28 protein-coding genes are annotated in these 26,507 nt (G+C 62.2%); 12 read left to right on the forward strand and 16 right to left on the reverse strand.

The window, feature by feature from the left end; translation table 11 throughout:
• Positions 1-26: 26 nt before the first annotated feature.
• The 4 genes from FJ977_RS01185 to clpP all read right to left on the reverse strand — a co-directional run bounded on the left by FJ977_RS01185 (position 27) and on the right by clpP (position 5,481).
• Positions 27-299 (reverse strand): HU family DNA-binding protein, encoded by a 273-nt coding sequence (locus FJ977_RS01185; RefSeq protein WP_006201846.1) that lies wholly within the window; start codon positions 297-299, stop codon positions 27-29.
• 297 nt (positions 300-596) lie between these two features.
• Positions 597-3,008, reverse strand: a complete 2,412-nt coding sequence (gene lon / locus FJ977_RS01190; protein WP_140767873.1) for an endopeptidase La — start codon at positions 3,006-3,008, stop codon at positions 597-599.
• Positions 3,009-3,281: 273 nt separating this feature from the next.
• A complete protein-coding gene (gene clpX / locus FJ977_RS01195; RefSeq protein ID WP_023759839.1) occupies positions 3,282-4,556 on the reverse strand; it encodes an ATP-dependent Clp protease ATP-binding subunit ClpX in 1,275 nt (424 codons plus the stop codon).
• A gap of 295 nt (positions 4,557-4,851) precedes the next feature.
• Complete coding sequence (gene clpP, locus FJ977_RS01200) at positions 4,852-5,481, reverse strand: ATP-dependent Clp endopeptidase proteolytic subunit ClpP (RefSeq protein ID WP_056562366.1); 630 nt, start codon at positions 5,479-5,481, stop codon at positions 4,852-4,854.
• Between the two features lie 340 nt (positions 5,482-5,821).
• Here clpP and FJ977_RS01205 point away from each other — a divergent pair, with 340 nt between their 5' ends.
• Together FJ977_RS01205 and FJ977_RS01210 are read left to right on the forward strand one after the other, a co-directional pair.
• Positions 5,822-6,412 carry a hypothetical protein gene (locus FJ977_RS01205; RefSeq protein WP_140767874.1) on the forward strand — a complete coding sequence of 197 codons (591 nt, stop codon included), beginning with the start codon at positions 5,822-5,824 and terminating at the stop codon, positions 6,410-6,412.
• Positions 6,413-6,461: 49 nt separating this feature from the next.
• Positions 6,462-7,841: a pyridoxal-dependent decarboxylase gene (locus FJ977_RS01210; protein WP_140767875.1), complete on the forward strand. Its 1,380-nt coding sequence runs from the start codon at positions 6,462-6,464 to the stop codon at positions 7,839-7,841.
• 30 nt (positions 7,842-7,871) lie between these two features.
• On the opposite strand, the gene FJ977_RS01215 is transcribed toward FJ977_RS01210, so the two are convergent.
• Positions 7,872-8,975 (reverse strand): FAD-dependent oxidoreductase, encoded by a 1,104-nt coding sequence (locus FJ977_RS01215; protein ID WP_140767876.1) that lies wholly within the window; start codon positions 8,973-8,975, stop codon positions 7,872-7,874.
• Positions 8,976-9,079: 104 nt separating this feature from the next.
• Here FJ977_RS01215 and FJ977_RS01220 point away from each other — a divergent pair, with 104 nt between their 5' ends.
• Both FJ977_RS01220 and FJ977_RS01225 read left to right on the forward strand, forming a co-directional pair.
• Positions 9,080-10,330 carry a cytochrome P450 gene (locus FJ977_RS01220; RefSeq protein WP_140767877.1) on the forward strand — a complete coding sequence of 417 codons (1,251 nt, stop codon included), beginning with the start codon at positions 9,080-9,082 and terminating at the stop codon, positions 10,328-10,330.
• 135 nt (positions 10,331-10,465) lie between these two features.
• The gene (locus tag FJ977_RS01225) at positions 10,466-11,425 is read left to right on the forward strand and encodes a hypothetical protein (protein ID WP_140767878.1); all 960 of its coding nucleotides are present in this window, start codon (positions 10,466-10,468) and stop codon (positions 11,423-11,425) included.
• Here FJ977_RS01225 and FJ977_RS01230 read toward each other — a convergent pair whose 3' ends face one another.
• The 7 genes from FJ977_RS01230 to FJ977_RS01260 all read right to left on the reverse strand — a co-directional run bounded on the left by FJ977_RS01230 (position 11,426) and on the right by FJ977_RS01260 (position 16,695).
• Complete coding sequence (locus FJ977_RS01230) at positions 11,426-11,776, reverse strand: cupin domain-containing protein (protein WP_140769653.1); 351 nt, start codon at positions 11,774-11,776, stop codon at positions 11,426-11,428.
• A gap of 89 nt (positions 11,777-11,865) precedes the next feature.
• Entirely contained in the window at positions 11,866-13,146 is a 1,281-nt protein-coding gene (locus tag FJ977_RS01235; protein WP_140767879.1) for an O-acetylhomoserine aminocarboxypropyltransferase, read from the reverse strand.
• A 246-nt stretch (positions 13,147-13,392) separates the two neighbouring features.
• Entirely contained in the window at positions 13,393-13,914 is a 522-nt protein-coding gene (locus tag FJ977_RS01240) for a CoA-binding protein (RefSeq protein ID WP_140767880.1), read from the reverse strand.
• Entirely contained in the window at positions 13,901-14,659 is a 759-nt protein-coding gene (locus FJ977_RS01245) for a GNAT family N-acetyltransferase (RefSeq protein ID WP_140767881.1), read from the reverse strand. Before FJ977_RS01245 ends, FJ977_RS01240 begins: the two co-directional genes overlap by 14 nt.
• A 7-nt stretch (positions 14,660-14,666) precedes the next feature.
• The gene (locus FJ977_RS01250) at positions 14,667-15,449 is read right to left on the reverse strand and encodes an AAA family ATPase (RefSeq protein ID WP_140767882.1); all 783 of its coding nucleotides are present in this window, start codon (positions 15,447-15,449) and stop codon (positions 14,667-14,669) included.
• Positions 15,449-15,871 carry a VOC family protein gene (locus FJ977_RS01255; RefSeq protein ID WP_140767883.1) on the reverse strand — a complete coding sequence of 141 codons (423 nt, stop codon included), beginning with the start codon at positions 15,869-15,871 and terminating at the stop codon, positions 15,449-15,451. The genes FJ977_RS01250 and FJ977_RS01255 overlap by 1 nt, the downstream gene beginning before the upstream one ends.
• Positions 15,872-15,873: 2 nt before the next feature.
• Positions 15,874-16,695 carry an enoyl-CoA hydratase gene (locus tag FJ977_RS01260; protein WP_140767884.1) on the reverse strand — a complete coding sequence of 274 codons (822 nt, stop codon included), beginning with the start codon at positions 16,693-16,695 and terminating at the stop codon, positions 15,874-15,876.
• A gap of 153 nt (positions 16,696-16,848) precedes the next feature.
• Here FJ977_RS01260 and FJ977_RS01265 point away from each other — a divergent pair, with 153 nt between their 5' ends.
• From FJ977_RS01265 to rpsI, 3 genes are all read left to right on the forward strand, one after another.
• Positions 16,849-17,313 carry a PaaI family thioesterase gene (locus FJ977_RS01265; RefSeq protein ID WP_140767885.1) on the forward strand — a complete coding sequence of 155 codons (465 nt, stop codon included), beginning with the start codon at positions 16,849-16,851 and terminating at the stop codon, positions 17,311-17,313.
• 214 nt (positions 17,314-17,527) lie between these two features.
• Entirely contained in the window at positions 17,528-17,992 is a 465-nt protein-coding gene (rplM, locus tag FJ977_RS01270; RefSeq protein WP_010915638.1) for a 50S ribosomal protein L13, read from the forward strand.
• A 1-nt stretch (position 17,993) separates the two neighbouring features.
• Positions 17,994-18,476, forward strand: coding sequence for a 30S ribosomal protein S9 (rpsI, locus tag FJ977_RS01275; protein ID WP_013895952.1), 483 nt, complete (start codon positions 17,994-17,996; stop codon positions 18,474-18,476).
• Positions 18,477-18,539: 63 nt separating this feature from the next.
• On the opposite strand, the gene FJ977_RS36590 is transcribed toward rpsI, so the two are convergent.
• The gene (locus tag FJ977_RS36590; protein ID WP_281406787.1) at positions 18,540-18,674 is read right to left on the reverse strand and encodes a hypothetical protein; all 135 of its coding nucleotides are present in this window, start codon (positions 18,672-18,674) and stop codon (positions 18,540-18,542) included.
• A gap of 79 nt (positions 18,675-18,753) precedes the next feature.
• Between FJ977_RS36590 and FJ977_RS01280 the strand changes: the two genes are divergently transcribed.
• On the forward strand, positions 18,754-19,542 hold the full coding sequence (locus FJ977_RS01280) for a class I SAM-dependent methyltransferase (RefSeq protein WP_027042359.1): 789 nt from the start codon (positions 18,754-18,756) through the stop codon (positions 19,540-19,542).
• Between the two features lie 73 nt (positions 19,543-19,615).
• On the opposite strand, the gene FJ977_RS01285 is transcribed toward FJ977_RS01280, so the two are convergent.
• Together FJ977_RS01285 and FJ977_RS01290 are read right to left on the reverse strand one after the other, a co-directional pair.
• Positions 19,616-20,674, reverse strand: a complete 1,059-nt coding sequence (locus FJ977_RS01285; RefSeq protein ID WP_140767886.1) for a glycerophosphodiester phosphodiesterase family protein — start codon at positions 20,672-20,674, stop codon at positions 19,616-19,618.
• 85 nt (positions 20,675-20,759) lie between these two features.
• Entirely contained in the window at positions 20,760-21,968 is a 1,209-nt protein-coding gene (locus FJ977_RS01290; protein WP_140767887.1) for an acyltransferase, read from the reverse strand.
• Between the two features lie 123 nt (positions 21,969-22,091).
• Here FJ977_RS01290 and speB point away from each other — a divergent pair, with 123 nt between their 5' ends.
• The 4 genes from speB to FJ977_RS01310 all read left to right on the forward strand — a co-directional run bounded on the left by speB (position 22,092) and on the right by FJ977_RS01310 (position 25,295).
• The gene (gene speB / locus FJ977_RS01295; RefSeq protein ID WP_140767888.1) at positions 22,092-23,099 is read left to right on the forward strand and encodes an agmatinase; all 1,008 of its coding nucleotides are present in this window, start codon (positions 22,092-22,094) and stop codon (positions 23,097-23,099) included.
• 30 nt (positions 23,100-23,129) lie between these two features.
• Positions 23,130-24,056 carry an N-acetyl-gamma-glutamyl-phosphate reductase gene (gene argC / locus FJ977_RS01300; RefSeq protein WP_140767889.1) on the forward strand — a complete coding sequence of 309 codons (927 nt, stop codon included), beginning with the start codon at positions 23,130-23,132 and terminating at the stop codon, positions 24,054-24,056.
• Positions 24,053-24,895 (forward strand): aminoglycoside phosphotransferase family protein, encoded by an 843-nt coding sequence (locus tag FJ977_RS01305; protein ID WP_210243828.1) that lies wholly within the window; start codon positions 24,053-24,055, stop codon positions 24,893-24,895. Before argC ends, FJ977_RS01305 begins: the two co-directional genes overlap by 4 nt.
• 76 nt (positions 24,896-24,971) lie before the next feature.
• Positions 24,972-25,295, forward strand: coding sequence for a hypothetical protein (locus tag FJ977_RS01310; protein ID WP_140767891.1), 324 nt, complete (start codon positions 24,972-24,974; stop codon positions 25,293-25,295).
• 76 nt (positions 25,296-25,371) lie between these two features.
• Here the strand turns inward: FJ977_RS01310 and FJ977_RS01315 are convergent, their stop codons facing one another.
• Complete coding sequence (locus FJ977_RS01315) at positions 25,372-26,466, reverse strand: COX15/CtaA family protein (protein ID WP_140767892.1); 1,095 nt, start codon at positions 26,464-26,466, stop codon at positions 25,372-25,374.
• Positions 26,467-26,507 lie beyond the last annotated feature (41 nt).

Here is a 26,507-nt window from a genome sequence, read left to right on the forward strand (position 1 = left end):
CTGGTCTCTGAAAAAGAAAAACGCGTTTAGTTGACGGCGTCCTTGAGGCCTTTGCCGGCCGAAAACTTCGGCACGGTGCGTGCCGGGATCTTCACTTCAGCGCCGGTCTGGGGGTTGCGGCCAGTCGAGGCCGCACGCTTTGACACGGTGAAATTGCCAAAGCCGACAAGCCGGACATCGCCGCCCTTCTTCAGTTCGCCGGTGATGACGGAAAACACCGCATCGACCGCCGACTGCGCGTCACCCTTCGAAATGCTCGCGGCGTCGGCGACAGCGGACACCAGTTCGTTCTTGTTCATAAAAATTCCCTTCCATGAGAACACCGGAACTAACGACTCATCCGGCAGGAAACGGACTTTAGAAAGAAGCGTTCCCGCAACCAAGTCGAAAAGGCAGGAAAAGTGGGAAAAAGCCCGGAAATCCGGGGTTTTTCACATGAAAAAGCCGGGCGCGAGGCCCGGCTTTCTGTTTGTGCGCTGCAACCTTAGAAATTTCTAACGCATGGCCCCGAAAACCGTAGCCGGTTTTCGGAAAGACCATGCGCAAGTCTGCAGTGTTAGAGCGTCCTTTACGCGTCCAATCGGACGCGCGGCGCTCTAATGTGCAAGCGACTTTCCAGCATCATCGGCACTGTCCGTCGAGGCCGGAGGATTGACCGGTTCGACCCATTCGATCGGCTCCGGCATACGCACCAGCGCGTGGCGCAACACCTCACCGACGCGTGAGACCGGAATGATCTCCATGCCGTTCTTCACGTTATCCGGAATCTCCGCCAGATCCTTGGCGTTGTCTTCCGGGATCAGCACCTTCTTGATGCCGCCGCGCAGAGCGGCGAGCAGCTTCTCCTTGAGACCACCGATCGGCAAGATGCGGCCGCGAAGCGTTATCTCGCCAGTCATCGCCACATCGGCCCGGACCGGAATGCCCGTCAGTACCGACACAATGGCTGTCGCCATGGCAGCACCCGCGGACGGACCGTCCTTGGGCGTGGCGCCCTCCGGCAAGTGCACGTGGATGTCGCGCTTGTCGAACAGCGGCGGCTCGATGCCGAAATCGATGGCCCGCGAGCGGACATAGGAGGCCGCCGCCGAAATCGATTCCTTCATCACGTCGCGCAGGTTGCCCGTCACCGTCATGCGACCCTTGCCGGGCATCATGACGCCTTCGATCGTCAGCAGTTCGCCGCCGACTTCCGTCCAGGCAAGCCCGGTAACGACGCCGACCTGATCGTCAGCCTCGACCTGGCCGAAGCGGAAGCGCTGGACACCAAGGTAGTCGGCGAGGTTCGCCGCCGTGATGTTCACCGTCTTCTTCTTCGTCTTCAGTATCTCGGTCACCGCCTTGCGCCCGAGCTTCATCAGCTCGCGCTCCAGGCTCCGGACGCCCGCTTCGCGGGTGTAGGTCTGGATGATGGCGCGGATCGCATCCTCGCCGACGGAGAACTCCTTCGGCTGCAGCGCGTGATCGCGGATCACCTTCGGCATCAGATGCCGCTTGGCGATCTCGATCTTCTCGTCCTCAGTGTAGCCGGCGATACGGATGATCTCCATGCGGTCCATCAAGGGCGCCGGGATGTTCAGCGTGTTCGCCGTCGTCACGAACATCACGCTCGACAGGTCGTATTCGACCTCGAGGTAATGGTCCATGAACGTCGAGTTCTGTTCGGGGTCGAGCACCTCGAGCAGCGCCGACGACGGATCGCCACGGAAGTCCTGGCCCATCTTGTCGATCTCATCGAGCAGGAAGAGCGGGTTGGACTTCTTCGCCTTCTTCATCGACTGGATGACCTTGCCGGGCATCGAGCCGATATAGGTGCGCCGGTGGCCACGGATCTCGGCTTCGTCACGCACGCCGCCGAGCGCCATGCGGATGAATTCGCGACCGGTCGCCTTGGCGATCGACTTGCCGAGCGAGGTCTTGCCGACGCCGGGAGGGCCGACGAGGCACAGGATCGGCCCCTTCAGCTTCTTCTGACGGCTCTGCACGGCCAGGTACTCGACGATGCGGTCCTTGACCTTGTCGAGGCCGAAGTGATCGGTATCGAGCACGTTCTGGGCATAGGCCAGATCCTGCTTGACCTTGGAGTTCTTGCCCCACGGGATCGACAGCAGCCAATCGAGGTAGTTGCGCACGACGGTCGATTCCGCCGACATCGGCGACATCGTCCTCAGCTTCTTCAACTCGGCTTCCGCCTTTTCGCGGGCTTCCTTGGAGAGCTTGGTCTTCTTGATGCGCGCCTCGATCTCGGCGGCCTCGTCGCGGCCGTCCTCGCCTTCGCCGAGCTCCTTCTGGATCGCCTTCATCTGCTCGTTGAGGTAGTATTCGCGCTGCGTCTTCTCCATCTGGCGCTTGACGCGCGAGCGGATGCGCTTCTCCACCTGCAAGACGGAGATTTCGGCTTCCATGAAGCCCATCGCCTTTTCCAGCCGCTCCTTGACCGAGAGCGTGGCCAGCATTTCCTGCTTTTCAGGGATCTTGATGGCGAGATGCGAGGCAACCGTATCGGCGAGCTTGGAATAGTCGTCGATCTGGCTGGCGGCACCCACCACTTCAGGCGAGATCTTCTTGTTCAGCTTGACGTAGTTCTCGAAGTCGGTGACGACCGAACGGGCCAGCGCCTCGACCTCGACCTCTTCCTCCTCCGGCTCGACCAGCGCAGCGGCGCGGGCCTCGTGGAAGTCGGGACGGTCGGTGAAGGAGACGATTTTCGCACGCGAGGCGCCCTCGACCAGAACCTTGACGGTGCCGTCGGGCAGCTTCAGCAATTGCAGCACATTGGCGAGCGTGCCGATGTCGAAGATCGCATCGGGCTCGGGATCGTCATCAGCGGCATTCATCTGGGTGGCAAGCAGGATCTGCTTCTCCTGACCCATCACCTCTTCCAGCGCCTTGATCGACTTTTCGCGTCCGACAAAGAGCGGAACGATCATGTGCGGGAACACCACGATGTCGCGCAGCGGGAGGACTGCGTAGACGCCGTCGCTGGGAGCCTTGGATATTTTGGCCATTGTCCAACCTTTCATGTCGCGGTCGCCATCAGGCCAACCGCGAATCTTATATTAACGACCGGGGATCGTTCCGCCTACCACCGTTTGTGACGGGAGTTTTACAGCACAGAAATCGGGCACCTCGGCCTTCTGGTGTTAGGTGGATGCAGGCGGGGCAAAGATCAAGAGTTAACATCGTCCGCAATCCACTCCATCGCCGAAGTCGCGTGCCCTTCACAGCAAAACGGCGCCGCAACGGCGCCGTTCCATAAAAATATAGGGTGAAGTGCCACGTCAGGCACTGACGTTGCCCTTCTTTTCCTTCTGTTCGGAATAGATATAGAGCGGCCGGGCGCTGCCGGTCACCACTTCCTCCGAAATCACCACTTCGCGCACGCCTTCGAGCGCGGGCAGTTCGAACATGGTATCGAGCAGGATCGCTTCCATAATCGAACGCAGGCCGCGCGCGCCGGTCTTGCGCTCGATGGCGCGCTTGGCGATCGCCGACAGGGCGTTCTCGTGGAAGGTCAGGTCGACATTTTCCATCTCGAACAGCCGCTGATACTGCTTGACCAGCGCGTTCTTCGGCTCGGTCAGGATCTGGATCAGCGCCGGCTCGTCGAGGTCCTCCAGCGTCGCCAGAACCGGCAGACGGCCGACGAACTCCGGAATGAGGCCGAACTTCAGCAGATCCTCGGGCTCGACCAGGCGGAAGACATCGCCGGTACGGCGATCCTCGGGCGAGGCGACGATGGCGCCGAAGCCGATCGAGGTCTTGCGGCCGCGATCCGAGATGATCTTGTCCAGCCCGGCGAAGGCGCCGCCGCAGATGAACAGGATGTTGGCGGTGTCGACCTGCAGGAATTCCTGCTGCGGATGCTTCCTGCCGCCCTGCGGCGGCACGGAGGCGACCGTGCCTTCCATGATCTTCAACAGTGCCTGCTGCACGCCCTCGCCCGACACGTCGCGGGTGATCGAGGGATTATCGGACTTGCGCGAAATCTTGTCGATCTCGTCGATGTAGACGATACCGCGCTGGGCGCGCTCGACATTGTAGTCGGCCGACTGCAACAGCTTCAGGATGATGTTCTCGACGTCCTCGCCGACATAACCGGCTTCGGTCAGCGTCGTGGCATCCGCCATGGTGAAGGGCACGTCGATGATGCGGGCCAGCGTCTGCGCAAGCAGCGTCTTGCCGCAACCGGTCGGACCGATCAGCAGGATGTTGGACTTGGCCAGCTCGACATCGTTGTTCTTGCCGGCATGGGCGAGGCGCTTGTAGTGGTTGTGGACCGCCACCGACAGCACGCGCTTGGCGTAGGGCTGGCCGATGACATAGTCGTCGAGAACCTTGAGGATCTCCTGCGGTGTCGGCACGCCCTCGCGCGACTTCACCATCGAGGTCTTGTTCTCCTCACGGATGATGTCCATGCAGAGCTCGACGCATTCGTCGCAGATGAAGACCGTCGGACCGGCGATCAGCTTGCGCACCTCATGCTGGCTTTTGCCGCAAAACGAGCAATAAAGCGTGTTCTTCGAGTCACCGCTGTTGTTGCCGACCTTGCTCATTTTCCTGTCCTTTCATGGCCGCCCGCCGATGGTCTGGCTGAAAGGGCGCATACCCTATTTATCGCGGGAATCCGCCGCCGCCAGTATCCCGGCTCCCGCAACGTATTCCGTACGAAACACAAATCAGAAAACGTGGCAATGATTCGCAGCAACCCCACACAAAGCTAAGCCGTCGAAAATCAACATAGCCTTAACGTAGGCAATCCCGACCGTCGAGGGAACAGCCAATTGTGGCCGAAATGCCGCAAGAGGCACCAAAAGCGCGTGATGGTGCCATCCAACTGCCACCAAGCCCTTATGCCACGGCGCCTTCGGCCGGTTCGCGCGACGAAATGACCTTGTCGATGAGGCCGAAATCCTTGGCTTCGTCGGCGGTCATGAAATGATCGCGGTCTAGCGTGCGTTCAATCTCTTCGTAGCTCTTGCCGGTGTGCTTGACGTAGACCTCGTTGAGACGGCGCTTCAGCTTGACGATATCCATGGCATGGCGCTCGATGTCGGAGGCCTGACCCTGGAAGCCGCCGGACGGCTGGTGAACCATGATGCGGGCATTCGGCGTGGCGAAGCGCATGTCCTTGTGGCCGGCGGTCAAAAGCAGCGAGCCCATCGAGGCCGCCTGGCCGATGCAGAGCGTCGACACGGCCGGCTTGATGAACTGCATGGTGTCGTAGATCGCCATGCCAGAGGTGACGACGCCGCCTGGCGAATTGATGTAAAGGTTGATTTCCTTCTTCGGATTCTCGGCTTCGAGGAACAGGAGCTGCGCGCAAACCAGCGTCGCCATGCCGTCCTCGACCGGACCGGTGATGAAAATAATGCGCTCCTTGAGGAGGCGCGAGAAGATGTCGTAGGCCCGCTCGCCGCGATTGGTCTGTTCGACCACCATCGGAACGAGGTTCATGTAGGTTTCGACGGGGTTCTTCATCTGATATCTCTTATCTCGCGGTGGGATTCCGGCGCCGGGAATGCCGGCAGATCGGGCAGAATCGGTTCTGGATCGTTGTTCCGTAGATAGGATGCCGGCTCATCCTTGTGCAAGGCCGACCCGTCCTAGCCATCTGGGTAAGTCGAATCAAGCTTTACGGCCAAGGATTCGTCACAGTGACGGCTTCCAACGCGCCGAGCCGCACAACCAAGCCGCCGGCGCGTAGCAATTTCTTAACCGCGTCACTTAACGAAATGCGGCGAAACCGCTTTTCTCCTGGACCGCTTACCCTACAATTCAACGTTGAACTTGTGGCTGCGGTTCAAACAGGGGGAGTGTCATGTTCAGGAGAAGCGCATCCTTCGCCATTGCCGGGCTGGCCATGCTCGGCACGACTTCGCAGACGGCGGCCGGCGGCCGCGCCGTGGAATGCTACGAACCGGTCCGCACGCCTGATCTCTATGACACTGTCTATGAAGACGTCATGGTCAGCCCACCCGGCCAGCAGGTCGACTACACCCCACCCATCTACGGCACGCGCGAACGCGTGGTGATGACCGCTCCGGCACAGGTGACCTACGAGGTCGTGCCCGCAGTCACCCGCACCGTCTATCACACGGTGAGGGTCGATGGCGGCGGCTATTCCTGGGAATGGCGCGTTATCCACGGCCGCAAGGTGCTGTGCAAGATCTGGCACAAGGCACGCTACGAACGCGTCGCCGAGACGGTGGTGATCCAGCCTGAACGCACGCGGCGGGTCGTCATTCCGGCGCAATACGACCAGATCGCCGAGGAAGTGCTGGTGCGGCCGGAGCAAAGGCGCATCATCGACGTCCCCGCTTCCTACCAGACCGTGGCGCGGCGCGTGCTGGTCCGCGAAGGATCGTCAGGCTGGCGGCGCGTGCATATTCCCAGGCATTGCCAGGATTAGCGGGGATAGCATAGCCTGCGCCACAGCGGATCTCCATTGGGCCGAGGACATGCGCGACCTGGAAATTTCCAATCAAGAACTATCGGATCTTGCGGAAGAAGCCCTGGATCTGGCCAAAAGCTATTGGGCGTCCGTCGAGGAACGTCGGGCGTATCCCTCGACCAGCGGCAAGAATACGACTGAACTCTTCTCGCGGCCTTGGGCGGAGAATGCGCGTGGCCGGGACGTCCTCCAGGACTTCAAGTCGATTACTGAGCATGCGCGGCCTGCAACCGGCAGATTCTTTGGTTACGTCCTCGGCTCAGGCGAACCAATCGGCGCCCTCGGCGAATTGCTGGCCGCGGTGCTCAATCAGAATGTGACGTCGTGGCGGTCGGCGCCGGCGGCGACGTCGATCGAACGCACCGTTGTTGGATGGTTGGCGGAAGCCGTCGGCTGCGCGGGATTTACCGGCAGCCTGTGCGGTGGCGGCTCGATGGCCAACCTCATGGCGTTGGCGATGGCGCGGGAAGCGAAGCTGCCCGCCAACGAAACAGGCGCGCGAGCCTGCGTAATCTATGCTTCCGAACAAGTGCACATGTCGATTCCAAAGGCCGTCGCGCTGTTGGGCATAGGCAGAAGAAATCTTCGCCTGATCCCTGTCGACGATAAATTCAGGATGCGCCCGGATGCCCTCCGGGCGGCAATAGCTGCCGACCGCGAGGCCGGCAACACGCCAATCGCCATCGTGGCCACGGTCGGCACCATCGTCTCCGGCGCGATCGATCCCCTCCCCGAAATTGCCGACATCGCCCGAAGAGAGGCCCTGTGGATGCACGTCGATGGTGCCTATGGGGGACTGGCGGCCCTGGCGGTTCCGGAGAAATTCCAGGGATTGTCTTTGGCGGATTCGCTGTCGCTCGACGCACACAAATGGCTCTATCAACCACTCGATTGCGGCTGCCTGCTCAATCGCCATCCAGACATTGCGCGCACGACGTTCTCGCACAGCGACGATTACGTCAGGATACTGAGCGAAGACCCCACGGAAGCATTTGCCTTCTTTGAGGAATCGATCGAGCTCTCGCGACGCTTCCGCGCGCTGAAGCTCTGGATGTCGCTGCAATATCACGGACGCAGTGCCTATCGCGAAGCCATTGCGCGCGATCTCCACCATGCGCAAATGCTGGCTCAGGCAATCGCAACGAGGCCTGAACTGGAACAGCTTGCGCCGGTATCGCTGAGCGCGGTCTGCTTTCGCCACCGCTCGAAGGACAATGAAGCGATCCTGCGCCGCGTGATTGCGCGCGGCCGGGTATATCTGTCAAATGCCTCGATCAACGGCCAGTTCGTGCTGCGGGCGTGTTTCGTCAATCACCGAACGACGCCAGATGACGTACGGGCGATTGTTTCCGAAGTCATCGCCGCCGCTGACGAGCTCAATCACTGAGCCGTCGCACGTCCTCGGCCTGGCTTGCACTCAAGCCACCTCCGCCCGCAACCATTGCTTCAGCCCCGCGATGTCGCCATTGCCGACCGCAGCCGCAACGCGCCGACCGACCGCCGCCCCGAACTTGTAGCCATGACCAGAGCAGGCCGAGACGACAAGGCACCTGCCCTTCTCATGGGCCAGAAATTTCTCGTCCTCGGTGAAAGTGTAGGCGCAGGTGACGACCTCGGTCACCTCATACTCCTCGATGCGGGCGATCGGCGGTGAAAACAGGTTGCGGATCGCCTCGCCCTCGCCCGGCACCGGCTCACGGTTCCAGTCGGCATCGCTGGTCGGCACCTTGTGCAGGCCCGAGCCGAACTTCATGCCAGTGCCGCGCGAAAGCGGGACAATGTAGCCGTCGGTCTTACCACCGACGTCGAGAATGACGGGAGCGGCCTGCCAGGCCGCCTTCAAATCGGCCGGCGGTTCGACATAGGCAAGGGCTGTTCGATAGGTCTTCAACTCACCGTCCAGTTCCGGAAACAGCTTCAGCACCCAGGCGCCGGCAGCGACGACGATGCGATCGGCCTGCATGGTTTCGCCGCTTTCGAGCGCGACATGGCCGGCCTCGGTATCGACCTCCGTCACCTTGCTGTGCTCGTAAACATTGGCGCCGTTGGCTCGGAGCCAGGCGGCAAGGCCGGAAGCGATCTTGCGGCAGTGGAGCGCGCCGCCTTCCGGCGAATAATAGGCATAGCGGAACGACCCTGGCTCAAGGAAAGGCCAACGCTTGACCGCGGCGTCGGGCTCGAACAGCTCGAAGGGAAAATTCCCTTCTTCCAGGCCCTCGCGGTATTCCTCGGCCTCGTCACCGGGCTCGCGCGAAATGCAGACGAAACCGCGCGCATCGAGATGGTTTTCGCTGAGATCGGCCCACATCTCGTCCCAGGCTTCATAGGCTTCGGTGATCAGCCGGCCGTAACCGGTTCCGGCCCGATAGGCGCGACGGATGATGCGGTGATGGTCGCCCGACGCGGCCAGCGGATTGGGGATCGGTCCCTGCTCGACGATCGACACGTTGTGGCCGGCCTTGACCAACGACCACGCCGTGGAGAGACCAGCAATACCCGCACCGACGACAATCACATTCATCCGCTCAGACCTTCCGCAGCCGCTTCGGCTGGCTCAATTCATGGGTTGTCGCGCGCCAACATACGGTCTGGAATGAGGCTGGCAAGCCGCGCTATGGGTCTGGCATGACCAAATTGACGCTCCCCTACATCGCCTTTGATCCAGCCACACGACAGCTGAGGCTCGACCCGCACGAGCCGGCTTTCTTCCTGAATCCGTATGAAGCGTATGCCTTCCTGCACGGCGCATCGAATGCGTTCTACTGGGAAGAGTTCGGCTTCTGGTGCTTCGGCGGCTTCGACGATGTCAACCGGCTGCTGCGCGATCGCCGTTTCGGCCGCCAGAACCCGGCCGGCATTCCCGACAGCCGCGGCGTCGGCCAGGACCGAAGCCATCTCACGGCATTCGACGGCATCGAAGCCAATTCGATGCTGGAGCTGGAGCCGCCGGTGCACACGCGGCTGAGGACGCTGGTCAACCGGGCCTTTGTCTCGCGCCAGGTCGAACGGCTGCGACCGCGGGTCGAGGCACTCGCCAATGAGCTGATCGACCGTTTTGATCCGGCTGGTCCAGTCGACCTTTTGCCCGCCTTCGCTTCGCCCCTGCCGATCACCATCATTGCCGAAATGCTCGGCGTGCCGGTCGAGATGGGACCGCAACTGCTCGACTGGTCCCATCAAATGGTCGCCATGTACATCCATGGCCGCAGCCGCGAAACCGAGGAGACGGCCAACCGCGCCGCGGGCGAATTCGCCGATTTCCTGCGCGGCTACGTCACTGAACGACGCAAGAATCCCGGCGACGACCTGCTTTCGTTGCTGATTTCGGCGCAGGAGGACGGCCAGAGGCTGTCGGAGGACGAGATGGTGTCCTCGGCGATCCTGCTGCTCAATGCCGGCCATGAGGCGACCGTGCACCAGACCGGCAATGCGGTGCGCTCGATCCTGGCGCAAGGCGGTGATCCCGGCCGCTTCTTCACCTCGCCCGAAGCGACCGCCGCCACTGTCGAGGAATGCCTCCGCTTCGACGCGCCGCTGCACATGTTCACGCGCTATGCCTATCAGGAGATCGAAGTGGCGCCCGGCATCGTCGTACAGCCTGGCCAGACCATCGGGCTCTTGCTGGGCATGGCCAATCATGATCCGCGCGCCTTTGCCGAACCGCAGGCCTTCCGGCCGGATCGTGCGGACCAGAAGAACGTGTCCTTCGGCGCCGGCATTCATTTCTGCATCGGTGCGCCGCTGGCCCGGCTTGAACTGCAGGTGTCGCTGAAGACTTTGTTCGAACGGCACCCGCGACTGCATCTTGCCGAACAGCCCCGCTTCCGCGACACTTACCACTTCCATGGGTTGGAAACGCTCGCCGTCGGCTTCTGACGATAGCGGGCCTGGGGCTGCGCGATGAGACTGTTTTGGAGACCGGCGACGGCGTTCGCATTGGCGTTTCTATGCGCCTGCATGGGAGCGGCACGCGCCCAGCAACAGCCGGAAAACATTCCCTGGGAAAACAGCATGGCCATCGCCCAGAAGATGGCGATGAGCCTGCTGGAGCGGCAGACCGGGTCGAAGGGCCTGCCGCTGGCATCCTTCGCCATCGAGGTCGATCTCAATCTCGACGGCTTGCCTGAAATCTTCGCCTACCGCTACGCACCGGATTGCGACGGCGTCAATTGCGGCAACTTCCTGTTCGTCCTGGAAGGCGACAGCTATCAGGAAGTTCTCGGCGGCATTCCCGGCGCGCGGCTGATGCCGCAAGACAAGATCGCGCTCAGCCCCTTCAAACGAAGCGGGTTTTTCGACATCCAGTCCGACAAGATGACGATCGGCTGGGATGGAACGCACTATGTCGATGCAGCCACCTTTCCTGCTTCGTCGTTGAATGGCACCGCCTTTGTCTCGGCTTGCCAAGAAAACAAGCTGAGCCAACAGTCGTTAAAGGGTGAAACAGAGCAAGTGAGTGCCGCTTGCCAGTGCCAAATCAACCGATTTCAGACGCTCGGTTTCACACAGGCCGACCTTGATGCCTATACGGCCTCGATGGTTGGCCAGGATTTCGAGTACCCCAAAGGGGACAAGGAGAATGCCTGGCTCACCCTCACGAGAAATGCCCAGGACATCGCCACGGGCTGCGATGTCGCGAGCGGCAAGAGCCAATGGCCGCCGGCCTATTTCAACCATGGCGACCAGCCACAGCAAAAGCTGGACTTCAACGGCTTTCTCGACGCCTGCCCGACGCAGGATTTCATCCTGACCAACCACAAGATCGGCTCGCCCGATCGTGCGCTCGGCCTCTGCGGCTGCCTTGCCCGCGAGATCCCGACCTATGGCGTCAGCCAGGAAGGGCTCGACCTCCTGGCGCAATATTATCGAGACGAGATATCGGATTCCGATCTCGAAGCGCAGGACGCCGATCTGCTGACGGCGCACGACAAGGCGTCGGAAGCCTGCCTCAGCCAGTTTCCGGCGAAGTGATCACAGCTTGATCACATACTCCTTGCGGGTCGTTTCAAGCACTTCCCAGCTGCCCTTGAAGCCCGGCCTCAGCACGAAACTGTCGCCGGACTTGACGGTGCGCGCTTCGCCACCGTCTTCCGCGATCACCGAAACGCCGGACAGGATGTGGCAGAACTCCCATTCGTCATAGGCGATGCGCCATTTGCCTGGGGTCGACTCCCATATGCCGGCATAGAGGCCGTCGTCACGCTCCTCGGCATTCCAGGTGCGGAATTTCGGGTCGCCCGAGATCAGACGATCCGGCGCCGGCGCGCCAGATTCGGGTTCGACGCCGTCAATCGATATTGTCAGGTAATGCGCGGACAGAATTTGCCTCCATGAAAGAGCCGGCGTCACGCCGGCTCACCCCCACCCCGGCGCTATGCGCCGACCCTCCCCACAAGGGGGAGGGTAAAGAATCAGACCTTTGCGAGCGCCTGTTCGAGGTCGGCGACGATGTCGGTGACGTCCTCGATGCCGATGGAAAGCCGCACCGTGTCCGGGCCGGCGCCGGCCTTGACCTTCTGCTCGTCGGAAAGCTGGCGGTGCGTGGTCGACGCCGGATGGATGACCAGCGACTTGGTGTCGCCGACGTTGGCCAGATGCGAGAACAGTTCGAGCGCCTCGACGAATTTGACGCCGGCCTCATAACCGCCCTTGAGGCCGAAGGTGAACACGGCGCCGGCACCAAGGGGCGAGTATTTCTTCTGCAGCGCATTGTTCTTATCGCTGGGCAAGCCGGGATAGTTCACCCAGGCGACCTTGGGGTGGTTGGACAGCCAGCCCGCGACCGTGACGGCATTGTCGCAGTGGCGCTGCATGCGCAGCGGCAAGGTTTCGAGGCCGGTCAGGATGAGGAAGGCATTGAAAGGCGAGATCGCCGGGCCGAGGTCGCGCAGGCCGAGCACGCGCGCGGCTATGGCGAAAGCGAAATTGCCGAAGGTCTCATGCAGGACGAGGCCGCCATATTCGGGGCGCGGTTCCGAAAGCATCGGGTACTTGCCCGATTTCGACCAGTCGAAGGTGCCGCCGTCGACAATGACGCCGCCGATCGAATTGCCATGGCCGCCGATGAACTTGGTCAGCGAGTGGACGACGATGTCGGCGCCGTGCTCGATCGGCCGGATCAAATAGGGCGAGGCCAGCGTGTTGTCGACGATCAGCGGCAGGCCGTGCTTGCGGGCGATGTCGCCGATCTTTTCGATATCGACGAAAGTGCCGCCCGGATTGGCAAGGCTCTCGATGAAGATCGCCTTGGTCCTGCCGTCGATCTGGCTTTCGAAGGTCGAGATGTCGTTGGTGTCGGCCCAGCGCACTTCCCAGCCATAATTCTTGAAGGCGTGGCCAAACTGGTTGATCGAGCCGCCATAGAGTTTGTTGGCGGCGACGAAATTGTCGCCCGGCTGCATCAGATTGTGGAACACGATCACCTGCGCGGCGTGACCGGACGCGACCGCAAGCGCAGCCGTGCCGCCCTCGAGTGCCGCGACGCGCTCTTCGAGCACCGCCTGCGTCGGGTTCATGATGCGGGTGTAGATGTTGCCGAACGCCTTCAGGCCGAACAGCGAGGCGGCGTGGTCGGCGTCATCGAAGACGAAGGAGGTCGTCTGGTATATCGGCGTGGCGCGCGCGCCGGTGGCCGGATCGGGCTTGGCGCCGGCATGGACGGCGAGCGTGTTGAAACCGGGCGTACGGGTCACTTAAACCTCCCTTTGAACTTCTCGAATTGGCCGCGCATTCTTGGCGAAGGCCGTGCATGAATGCAAAGAAGAAAATACCTTTTGGCAAACGATCTGCGATGAACGCGCCAGAAAATACCTTTCTTCCCGGAATAATTTTGCGCCTAAGGCACGTCGCGTTTGAAGGAATCCATGCGACGCGCCTTAGGCATCCTTTTTGTGCATGTCGTTATCCCAAAACCGCTGCGCACTTTTGGGCGACATGCATCATTTCTGGCGCACGCCAAAGCTCTGGAAGCCCTGGCGCATCAGCGGCTTCTTTGATGACAACACCCCGGAATTGACACCGGTCCAGCCGATCTCGCCGGACAGCTTGCCGTACTCGATCTTGGGGCAACGGTTCATCACAACCTTGATGCCGGCGGCTTCGGCGCGGGCGGCCGCCTCGTCATGGCGCACGCCAAGCTGCATCCAGACGACCTTCGGCAAGGGGTCGAGGCGCAAGGCCTCGTCGACGATGCCGGGCACAGCCGCCGGGGCGCGAAAGATATCGACCATATCGATTGGCCCGGGAACATCGGCGAGGCTGGCATAGGTCATGCGGCCGAGGATTTCCTTGCCGGCCTGGCCAGGATTGATCGGGAACACCGAAAAGCCCTTGGCCAGCAAGTACTTGAGGACGAAATAGCTTGGCCTCACGTCGTTGGCGGACGCGCCGACCATGGCGATGGTCTTCACCGAATTGAGGATGCCGGCAATGTAGGTGTTGTCGTAGCTATCGTGGTTCATACGGCTTCCTGCGGTAGTGATATCGATAGAGTTCGCGATTGAACCCCAGCGAGGCATAGAGCGCGCGGCCCGGCACATTGTCGGCCACAACCTGGAGGCATGCCGCCGAGGCACCCGCCTGTCGCGCCCAGTCGATCAGGCCGCCAACGGTCTTGCGCCCCAGGCCTTGCTGCCTGAAGCGGCCATCCGTTTCAACCGATTCCACCACAAGCAGCCCATTGCGAATGACGCCATAGGCCAAGGCGGCAATTTCGCTGTCGTGTTCGCAGGATACGAACGCCTGGCCACCGACGATCAGCCCAGTCATCTCGCGAAAGACGCGGCTGTCGGTGTCGTCATAGGCGCCCATGCGGAACCGCGCGGCAAACCAGTCCTCACTTGGCATTGGCGAAACCGTGACGTGTTCGTCGCGAACCTCCGCCAAATCGTCGATCCCCGCATGGAGATGGATGGTTCCGCCTTCCAACTCGTAGCCGCGACCGTTGAGCGCCGCTACCAGTTCGTCGGCGATATCAGGCACGCGGAAGAGAGGCGTCTGGCCATGGCCGACATAAAACGCCTCGGCAGCGTCGAGCACTGCTTCAGGCGCTCCCCGCCTGCCTCGCAAAGGATTGGCTGAGTTCGCGCGCCGGGTCCTGCCACCCGAGCGCCTCAGGACCCAGCCATCGACGACCGTCTCGGTCGCCGCCGGCCAGGCCTCCCTGCACGCCTCTTCCATGCGCCAATTGAGATCGTCGTCTGTCATGCGCCCGTCACGCGTCGTCTTCCCGCAGCGCTTCCTCCATAAACATGTCGGGGTCGCTACAGAAGTCGCGCATCATGCGAAAATGATCGGTGTCGGTGAAATCTGTCGGGTCGAGGCCGAACCGGCTGATGCGGAACAATTGCGCTCCGGGGCAAGCCATCAGCAGCGGTGAGTGCGTCGCCATGATCACCTGCGCGGTGCCGGACTGGTTCATGCGCCGCAGCATCTTGAGCAGTTCGATCTGGCGCGATGGCGAAAGCGCGCTCTCCGGCTCGTCGAGGATGTAGATGCCTTGCCTGCGGCAGCGCTCCTCGAAAAAGCGGATGAACCCCTCGCCGTGCGACCAGGACAGGAAATCCGGCGGCGGTGGCTTGAATGGATCTTCCAATGCCGCTTGGTCGAGGTAGCGGGCCACCGAATAGAAGGATTCGGCGCGAAAGAACCAGCCGGCGGTGACCTTTGGCAGCCAGTGGCCACGGAACGTGTTTGCCAATGCGGCGCCGCTCTTGTCGATGGCGCTGGAGTGGTCGACCGGTCGATAGCCCTTGCCGCCGCCAGCCTCGTCGTAGCCGGCCAAAGCGCCGATCGCCTCGAGAAGCGTGGATTTGCCGGTGCCGTTCTCGCCGACGATGATGGTGATCGGGGTGGTGAATTCGAGTTCGAATTCGCGGCCGCGAAATAGCGGCAGGTTCCAGGGATATTTTTCCCAGTCGGACACCCGCTCTGGATCGAGCAGGATACGCTTGAGATAGGGCGCCTTGAGCCGTGTCAGCTGTTTGCGGTAGGCCATCAATCAGGCAGCGAAATCGTGCCGTCTTCGGCGATTGGAAAGGCCGGATTGTGCGCCACTTCCCAGACATGCCCGTCGGCATCGGCGAAATAACCGTACCAGCCGCCCCAAAAGGCGCGGCCGGCCGGCTTGACGATGCGGCCGCCGGCTTTCTCAGCCATCGCCAGCACCTCGTCGACTTCAGCGTCGGAGCGGGTGTTGTAGGCAAGATAGACGGCGGAGGGTGCCTTTGCGAAGGTGATGCCCGAATCCGCCTCGGCGCTGGCGCGCGGGAACAGGCCGAGGATGACGCCGCCCATCTGGAAGAAGGCGACGCCATCGGTGATGCCGGCATGCCGTCTCAGGCCCATCGCCTCGTAGAACCGCACCGCACGGTCGAGATCGTCCGTGGCGATGGTGACGATGGAGATGCGCGGTTCCACGGTTACTCGTCAGTCCATTCCGGCTTGCGCTTGCCGATGAAGGCGCCGATGCCCTCCTCCGCGTCGCGCGCCAGCATGTTTTCGACCATGACGCGGCCTGTGTAGGCATAGGCATCCGCCAGACCCATCTCGGCCTGCGCGTAAAAGGCCTCCTTGCCGGTCTTCACCACCAAAGATGATTTGGAAGCAATGGTTTGCGCGTATTTGGTGACGATCTGATTCAGGTATTCGCGCGGCACGACGCGGTTGACCAGGCCGAATTCCTTGGCGGTCGCCGCGTCGATCGTCTCGCCGGTCAGGAGCATCTCCATCGCCTGTTTGCGCGAGACGTTGCGCGACAGCGCCACCATCGGCGTGGAACAGAACAGCCCGATGTTGACGCCCGGCGTGCAGAAGGTCGCCTCATGGGAGGCGATTGCCAGATCGCAGCTGGCGACAAGTTGCAGCCCGGCGGCGGTCGCCAGGCCGTCGACTTCGGCGATGACAGGCAGGGGATGGCGCACGATCGCCTGCATCAGTTGAGCGCAAGCGGCAAACGTCTCTTCGAAGAAGGCCTTGCCGCGATCGGCGTCGGCACGGCGCGCCGTCATTTCCTTGAGATCATGGCCGGCGCAGAACACTTTTCCGGCCGCCGACAGCACGATGACGCGAACGGCCTTGTCATCCTTGGCGCGGTCGAATTCGGCGGTCAGTGCCGCCATCACCCCAAGCGACAGGGCGTTGGCGGGAGGATTGGCGAGCGTCAGGCGCAGCACGCCCTTGTCCAGCCTGGTCGTCACCGGCCCCTCGACAGCGACAGGCTTGATGGCAAGGATTTCGGCCATGGCTAAGGTCTCCGCGATTCCGAACGGGCTGGCAGACTATCTAATATCGGATCGGGTTTCATCCAACACCCATCGCTTGCGCCAGAAGACCGAAGGTGTTGCCAGCAACGCCCGGCTGCGCCCATACAGGCCTGCGCAGAACGAGAGACCGACATGCCCGCCCAGACCAATCTCAAACCGGTGCTGACCGCAGCGCAGATCAATACGCTGATGGAGACCGTCTTTCCGCAACTCAACGAGAATTCCGCCGCCTACGAGGCGGTCGAGGTGTTTCCCGGCGGCTGCATCGTGCGGCTCAACGCCGGCGAGCGGCATCTGCGTCCCGGCGGCACGGTGTCCGGCCCTGCCCTTTTCACGCTGGCCGACATTGGCGGTTATGTGTGCGTGCTCAGTCATGCCGGGCCGAATGCGCTCTCGGTCACGACCAACCTCAATATCAACTTCGTGCGCAAGGCCGAGGCCGGACCGATCGACGGCCATTGCCGCATCCTGAAGCTGGGAAAGAGCTTGATGGTGTTCGACATCGACATCGTCGCCGGCCCGGAAGGACACACGATCGCGCATGCCACGGGCACCTATTCGATCCCGCCGAAGCGCATCGGCGATGTGGTAAAATAAAACCTTTTTGCTAGGCCATTGTTTTTGCTATCGTTTCTCCGCTTGGGAGCGTTTTGATTGGCTTGACGTGCAATTCGCCCTCGCCTATAAGCCCTCACGAAGCAGCGGCCCGCAAAGGCCGCCGTTTTGTTATTGGCGGCGGGCAAGCGCCCATCGTCAATCCAAGCAACAAGAAACGCCTTCCCCGTGAAGGTCAGAACCGAGAGCAGAAAACATGACAACCTTTTCGCAGAAGCCTGCGGATGTGGTGAAGAAGTGGATCTTGATCGACGCCGAAGGTCTCGTCGTTGGTCGTCTGGCCACTGTCATCGCCAATCATCTTCGCGGCAAGCACAAGCCGACCTTCACCCCGCATGTCGACGACGGCGACAATGTCATCGTCATCAATGCCGACAAGGTGGTGTTCACCGGCAAGAAGTTCACCGACAAGGTCTATTACTGGCACACCGGCCACCCCGGCGGCATCAAGGAGCGCACCGCGCGCCAGCTGCTCGAGGGCCGTTTCCCCGAGCGTGTCGTCGAGAAGGCCGTTGAGCGCATGGTGCCGCGTGGCCCGCTCGGCCGTCGCCAGATGAAGAACCTGCGCGTCTATGCAGGCGCAGAGCATCCGCATGTCGCCCAGCAGCCAGAAGTCCTCGACGTGGCCAAGCTGAATTCCAAGAACAAGAAGGTCGCATAAGATGGCTGAGCTTTCCTCGCTCGCAGAACTGGGCGCCGCCACCGGCAACACCAACACCCAGGCCGCGGCTCCGGTCCACGTCCAGAAGCTCGACAAGTCGGGCCGCGCTTATGCCACCGGCAAGCGTAAGAACGCCATTGCGCGCGTCTGGGTGAAGCCGGGTTCCGGCAAGATCGTCGTCAACGACAAGGAATTCGCGACCTATTTCGCGCGTCCGGTCCTGCAGATGATCCTCAATCAGCCGATCATCGCCTCCAACCGCGCGGGCCAGTACGACATCGTCGCCACCGTCGTCGGCGGCGGTCTATCCGGCCAGGCCGGTGCGGTTCGTCACGGCATCTCCAAGGCGCTGACCTACTACGAGCCGGCGCTGCGCGCCGTGCTCAAGAAGGGCGGCTTCCTGACCCGCGACAGCCGCGTCGTCGAGCGCAAGAAGTACGGCAAGGCGAAAGCCCGTCGTTCCTTCCAGTTCTCGAAGCGCTAAGCGTCTCGAACGTTCCGAATACCGAAAGGCCGCCTCCGGGCGGCCTTTTTGCATTGTGCGCTCTCAGCCGGCGGAATGATCGGCGTCGCGGATGAACAGGAACGCGCAGAGCGCCGCACCGGCCACGGCGAGCGCAGAGCCGAGGAACGCCAGTTGCTTGCCATGGGCAAATTTGCTGCGGTCCGTCGCGCGCGGCACGGCACCATGCTACAAAACAGGGACCGGCCTTTTCGGTCCAAAGGATATCTGGATAGGTAATTCTTAGGGGAGATCTCAGATGTCGTCACCCGAACCGATCAAATTCACCGACGGCGCGGCTTACGAGCGCTTCATGGCTCCCTGGAGCCGATCCGCCGGGGCTTTGTTCCTCGACTGGCTGGCGCCGGACTCCGGACGGGCCTGGGTTGATGTCGGTGCCGGCAACGGCGCGTTCACCGAGCTCATTCTAGCGAAGTCCGCCCCTTCGTCCGTTTGCGCGATCGATCCCTCCGACGCGCAGATTGCGACTGCTCGGCAAAAAATCTCGGCAAAGCAGGTCGAGCTGTCGATTGGCGATGCGATGGCCCTTCCCTACGACGCCAACCGCTTCGACGTCGCGGTGATGGCGCTGGTTCTGTTCTTCGTCCCCGACCCACGCAAGGGCGCCTCGGAAATGCTCCGCGTGACGAAGCCCGGCGGCATCGTCGCGTCCTACACCTGGGACGTTATGCGCGGCGGCACCCCTACGCAGCATTTGTGGGAGGAGATGGACGCGATGGGCAAACCGGCCGCACGTCCGCCGAGCGCGGAGGTCTCGCGTTTCGCGGCGCTGAAGGCGCTTTGGGCGGAGCTCGGCATCCGCGATGTCGAAACGCGCGAGCTTGTCGTCGAACGCACCTTCGCTGACTTCGACGATTATTGGCTATCCATGGTCGTGAGCAGCCCGAGCGGAATCGTCGGGAAGCTGTCGGATGCGGAGAGCGCGGAGCTGAAACGCCGACTAAAGGACAGACTGCCGGCAAGCGCCACGGGAGCGATCACGGTTCACGCCTGGTCGACGGCGATCAAGGGGCGAAAGGCCGCTTAATGCGTGCGGCGCCTTACAGGTGCGTCCGGATCGTCGCCGTTAAACAGGAGCACCAAGCGCTCGTAGCTCTGGCTCAATTGATGCTGGCGGTCGCGGCGGGTTCGAGGCGTTCGCCCGTCCCGGCATAAGGCACGCGAAAACCGTTCGCCGCCAGCCAGTCGATGGCCGCTTTCGGCTCGTCGGTCTGGATGATGGTGGCGCCACGATCGGCCCAGAAACCCCATGCTTCGCGCGGCAGGCTGGCCTGCACGGCCAGTTCGTCGCCACGGCCGCCGGCGAGAAAACCGCCGGGCTTGTTGACGATGGCGTAGGTGTCGGCCCAGATGTGCCAGTTGCCGCGTACCGCGGCCGCGCGCATGCGCGTGCTGAACAGCGGTCCGCCGGTCTCGGTCAGTGTCTCGGCACCCGCCCGCCAGTTGATCAATTCGATCGCGCGCGGCGAGAAAGCGTGGTCGACCGTCTCGGCGAAACCGGCATCATGCACCGCGTCATCGGCGATGATCGGCATAAACTGGACACCGCCGCCGATGGCGGTCATGGCGGCCTTGACCGTGGCGATCCTGTTCTGGTTCCACAGGTTCTCCTTGATGATGACCTGGTCGGCCATGCCGAGATCGCGCGCCACAGCGATCATGCCCGGGAGGTCGCCGACTTCAAGCTTGTTGTCGAGATTGATCAGGATCCTGTCCCTGGTCGCTAGCAGCATTTCGCGCAGCGTCGAGACCCGCTCGTTGGTGACGGCACCGGTGCCCTCGACCACCAGCCGGCAGGCCTTCAGGTCGGCCAGCGTATAGTTCACCACCTCGCCCTTGCAGGTCGTGGTGCGATCCAGCCAGCTGTCATGCATGATGACCAACTCGCCGTCCTTCGAGCGCCTGATGTCGACCTCGACGATTTCGGCACCCATGGCGATTGAACCTTCAACCGCAGCAATCGAGTTTTCCGCATAGAGCGTCTTGCCGGCCTGGATGCTCCCGGCGCGATGCGCGGCCACCATGACGTGGTCGCGCCACTGGTTGGCATGTTCGAAGCGGTCGAGGATCTGCCTGGCGCGGCTTTCGCCAGCCAGGACCTGGCCGGAGGTGGCCGCAATTGCCGTGGAAAGCAGAAGGCTCAACCAGATTGTCCGCATCGAGAATCGCTCCTTGCCGGATCGAAACCGGGATAGGCGATGCCCGTGACAGGCGGGTGAATGAAGCCGGCTAGCGGATGGTGCGTCAGATGCGCCTGGACACCCGGCGAAACCATGCCATGGCCGGCATTTCGACCAGGCGCCAGGTCATCCAGGAGGCGGCGATGGTGGCGACGAGCATGACGACGATTGCCACGGTCCCGGCCCAGCCTGCGCCGAAGCCGGTCGCGGGTTGGCCGCGCAGCACGAAGTCGCCGATCAGGCCGAGGCCGAGCTTGCGTTCGACGAGCCCGGCAAGATTGATCAGACGCGCCTGGACGAAGATGTGGACCATGTAGATCGAGTAGGACAGCGCGCCGAGCGTCAGCATGAACGGCGCCTTCAGCAAGGCGGAGATCCAGCCGCCTTCATGGGCGAAGAGAAACAGCGCCAGTACGAACACCACAGGTGCGGCGATGCCGAAATCATTGCTGCCCGCCAGCGAGACGAAAAGGACGATGACCGCCACCATGACGATTTCGGCAAGGGTCCAGTCCATCCGCGGGCCGCGCCTGGCGAGAAGCTGTCGCGCCGCTGCAATGGAATCATGCTGAAACCAGGCCAGCAGGGCGCCGAGCGAGAAGCCGTAGAGACAGCGGATGAAGCCGAAATCGTAGGACACGTCCATATGATGCGTGGAGAAGCCGAGCAGGAACAGCGGCGCGGTGACGGCAGCGGCGACAAACCATATCCATGCACGCGCGCCGGCGACGAAGACCACGCCCGCGAACAGGAGATAGGCGAAGAACTCGGCCGAAATGCTCCAGCTTGGTGCATTCCAGGTCAGCCGGTCCTCGAAGCCCATCCCTTGCAGCAGGAACAGATTGGCAAGCAGGCTCTTCAAATCGAAACCGCCGGTGAAAGGGGCTGCGCCGGTGCCATGCAGTTGCGGCAGCATCAGCCGCAGCAACTCGAACCCCGCAAAGGCCGCAAGCATCAGCAGATGCAGCGGGTAGATGCGGCCGAAACGCACCAGCGTGAAGCGGGCGACCTCTTCCGGCCGGCTCAGCCGATTGGCATAGCTGCTGGCGATGACGAAACCGGAAAGAACGAAGAAGAAGTCGACGAAAAGGTAGGACGAACCCACAAAGGCGCTTTGCGAGATCGACGAGGCGGTTGGGAAATGAAACAGCGCCACCAGAAGCGCGCAGATGCCGCGCCACGAATCGAGAACCTGGAAGCGTTCTCCCGCTACCGTACCGGCATGGGTCGACACCACGGCATGGGACGGATTAAGAAACGCGGTCTGCGTCATGATGATACAAATCCTGTCTTGCCGTGGTACCCGGGCGGCACCGTTTCGTCTCCCCAAGCCGTGACTGGCATCTTCCGTGCCGGTTCTGTAGTTGTTGCACCCCGATGAAAACGAGGACCAGTAATGGCGACCAAGAACATCGACCATGCCTTCACCGCCCGCTCCAAAACCGGCGGCGCCCTTGAGCCGACCTATTCCGGCGCGCTGTCGTTCATGCGGCGCAAATACACCAAGGACGTGAAGGGCGCGGACGCGGTGGTGTGGGGCATTCCTTTCGACGCCGCCGTTACCAACCGGCCTGGCGCCCGCTTCGGGCCGCAGGCGATTCGCCGTGCGTCTGCGATCCTCGATAATGACCCGCAATACCCGTTCTCGCGCGATCTGTTCGAGCATCTGGCTGTGGTCGATTATGGCGACTGCCTGCTCGACTCCGGCAACCACCAGAAGACGCCCGGCACGATCGAGCGCGAGGCGACAAAAATCCTGAAGTCGGGCGCCTTCCTGCTGACGCTTGGCGGTGACCATTTCGTCACCTGGCCGCTGCTCAAGGCACATGCCGCGATCCACGGGCCGCTCGCCCTGGTGCAGTTCGACGCGCACCAGGATACGTGGGAAGATGACGGCAAGCGCATCGACCACGGATCCTTCGTCGGCCGTGCGGTCAAGGAAGGCATCATCGACCCCGACCGGTCGATCCAGATCGGCATCCGGACGCACGCGCCCGACACGTTCGGCATCAAGATCCTCTACGGCCATGAGGTCGAGGAGATGCGTGCATCCGACATCGCGTATGCCATCGTCGACCGCACGGGCGGCAAGAAGACTTATCTGACCTTCGACATCGACTGCCTCGACCCGGCCTATGCGCCCGGCACAGGCACGCCGGTGGCCGGCGGGCCTTCGTCGGCGAAGATCCTGTCGACGCTGCGTCAGCTCAACCAGATCGATATTGTCGGCGCCGACGTCGTGGAGGTTGCGCCGGCCTACGATCACGCCGATATAACGGCGATCGCCGGCTCGATGGTCGCCATGCAATATCTCGGCCTGCTGGCTGAACGAAAGGCACGACAGGTAGAGATGAACAACGGCAATCATAATGGTGCCGCGGTGAATCAAGGTCACGGCATATAGTGTTGAAATATCAGGGAATTTGATCAGGTCATGAAACCGAAAATCTTCATCGACGGCGAGCACGGCACCACCGGCCTCCAGATCCGGGCGCTGCTTGCTGAGCGTGGCGACCTGGAGATCATTTCCATTCCCGCCGAGCGCCGCAAGGAGACGGCGGCGCGCGCTGAATTCCTCAATGCCGCCGATATCGCGATCCTGTGCCTGCCGGACGATGCGGCGAAGGAGAGCGTCTCGCTGATCGCCAACGACACCACCAAAGTCATCGATGCGTCGACCGCGCATCGCGTCGCCGAAGGCTGGGCATATGGCTTCGCCGAGATGGACAAGGATCAGGCCAAGGTGATCGCCACGGCCAAGCGCGTCGCCAATCCCGGCTGCTGGCCGCAGGGACCGATCGCGACATTGCGGCCACTGGTTGCCGCCGGCCTGCTGCCAACCGATTTCCCCATCACCGTCAACGGCATTTCGGGCTATTCGGGCGGCGGTCGGCCGATGATCGAGGACTATGTCGCCAAGGGCGAGGACGCCTCGGAGTTCCTGCCCTATGGCCTGACCCTCCAGCACAAGCACGTGCCGGAGTTGAGGGCCTATGCGAAACTGTCGCATGATCCGATCATGCAGCCGGCGGTCGGCAATTTCGCCCAAGGCATGATCACCGTGGTGCCATTGCAGCTTGGCGGCCTGGACCACGTGCCGACGGGTGCGGAGCTCCATGCGGCCATTGCCGACCATTTCGCCGCGATCAAGGGCGGCGTGGTGGAAGTGGCGCCTTACGCCCATCTGGAGCGTGTGCCGGAGATCGATCCCGAGATCTACAACGGCACCAACCGCATGAAGGTCTATGTCTTTGCCAACGACAACAGAGCGCAAGCGCTGCTGCTGGCGGTCTATGACAATCTCGGCAAGGGTGCCTCGGGCGCGGCCGTCCAGAACATGGACCTGATGCTCGGCCTTTGATGGACGCACCGGACTTTCCGGCGCGCTGGAAGGTCAGCGCGCCAGAACTCATTGCCGAGACCCTTTCGAGCCGCATCTGGAAGGTTGTTCGCGAGGACGGCTCGCCGGCCGTCGTCAAGGCGCTCAAGCCATTCGACGATGTCGCCGACGAGTTGCGCGGCGAGCATTTTCTTGCCTGGCGGCGGGGCGAAGGCGCGGTGCGCCTGCTTGCCCGCGACGGCCACAGCATGCTGCTTGAATATGCCGGCGACACGCTGCTCTCGCGGGTTCTCGATGAACAGGGCGACAACGCCGCAACAGAGATAGCGGCGGATGTAATGGCGAAATTGTTTTCGCCATCGAAGCACCCCTTCCCGCCCGAACTTCAGCCGCTCAGGGAACGGTTCGCCAGCCTGTTCAAGAAAGCCGCAACAGACCGCGGCGCCCGCCATGACAGCCTCTATGTCGAGGCCGCCGCCATCGCAGAACGGCTGCTGGATGATCCGCATGACGTCAGGCCGCTGCATGGTGACCTGCATCACGAAAACATCCTGCAAGGCCCGCGCGGCTGGCTGGCGATCGACCCGAAGGGCGTGCTTGGCGATCCCGGCTTCGACGCCGCCAACATGTTCTACAACCCGCTCGACCGCGACGCGCTCTGCCTCGATCCCCCACGGATCGTGCACATGGCCGAGGTCTTTGCCAGGACGCTGGGGCAGTCGCCGCCCGCGATACTGGACCATGCCATCGCCTATGGCTGCCTGTCCGCGTCATGGCATCACGAGGACGACAATGCGGCCGAGGAGAACCGCGAGCTGTCAATCGCCAAGGCGATCCAGGCCGTGCGGACGAATTTCTGACCCGCGAACGGCTGAAGTAATCGATTGTTCACCATGATCGGCTAGTGACCATGTCCTGGCTTCACAAGGATTTGCCATGGTCAGCGCGATCTCGGGTTCTTCCTCGGCAACCCAGTATTCCTCGTCCAGTTCCTCGAGCAATGCAGCCCAGGAGGCAGCGCTCGAAAAGCAGATCCAGGACCTGGAGGATCAGGCCAAGGCGATCACGGATGAAGTCAAGGCCGCCCAGATCCGGCAGGATATGGCGGTGGCCCAGGCCAAGCTTGACGCGCTCCGGGCCGCCGACGCCGACAAGGCTGCCAAGGCCGCTCAGAGCCAGTCAACGCCGTCCGCCGCCGCTTTGCGCCAGGCGGAATTCGACGGCGAGAAAACCACGCAGTCCAACGAATTCTGGATGTGACGAGCTGATCGCTCTAACTGTTTGTTTTGACGCAATTCCGGACGGAAAACCGCTCACACTTTTCCTGGAATTGCTCTCAACTCCTGAGCGCGATCTCTTGCGGCAAGGGATAAGCTCCCTTGGTGCCACGCCAATGAGCGGCGGCAAAGCCCAGCACGATCAGTGCGAAACCCTGATGGGTGAGCGCCATATGCAGCGGCACGTGCATCAGCAGCGTGCCGATGCCGATCGATGCCTGTACCAGCACCAGCACGAACAATAGCGTTGCACGACGGGCATGGGTTGAGCCCGGCAGGCGGATCCGTGTCGCGATCATGTGCCAGAGCGCGACGGCGAAGACCGTATAAGCGCCGAGCCGATGGACGAACTGCACCGTCTTCGGGCTTTCGAAGAAGTTGCGCCATGCCGGCTCGAGGATCAGCAGGTCGCCGGGGATGATCTTGCCGTCCATCAGCGGCCAGGTGTTGTAGCTCAAACCGGCATTGAGACCGGCGACAAGACCGCCGAGATAGATCTGGATCAACGCCAGAAGCACGATGAAGCCGGCCATGCGCTGCGTAGAGCGATCGGCCGCAGGCTCCGAATGCGGGGCCAGCCCACGCGCCACGACCATGGTGGCGGTGAAGATCAGCGCCGCTAGCGTCAGATGCGTCGCCAGCCTGTACTGGCTCACCGACACACGGTCGACAAGGCCGGAAGCGACCATCCACCATCCGATGGCGCCCTGCAGGCCACCGAGGAGAAGAATGCCGACGAGTTTCGGCCCCAGGCCGCGCTCGATGCGGCGTGTCACCCAGAACACCAGCAGCGGCAAGGCAAAGACCAGGCCGACGCTGCGCGCCAGCAGACGATGCGCCCACTCCCACCAGAAGATCGACTTGAACGCCTCGATGCTCATGCCCTTGTTGAGCTCGGTGTATTGCGGGATCTGCTGGTAGCGCTGGAACTCCTCTTGCCACTCGGCGTCGTTGAGCGGCGGGATGACGCCATGGATCGGCTGCCATTCGGTGATCGACAGGCCCGACTCGGTAAGCCGCGTGGCGCCGCCGACCAGCACCAGTGCAAACAGCACCAGAAGCACGACATAAAGCCAGCCCCGAACCAGCGCCCGGTTGTGCAGGTCGCGGTCGCGGGCAGCGTATGGCGTAGCGGCGGCTGATATGGCAGCCATGATCTTGTCCCGGCAGGTTGAAGTCGCGGATAGGTGAACCA

Source organism: Mesorhizobium sp. B2-1-3A (assembly GCF_006442655.1).
Taxonomy (GTDB): domain Bacteria; phylum Pseudomonadota; class Alphaproteobacteria; order Rhizobiales; family Rhizobiaceae; genus Mesorhizobium.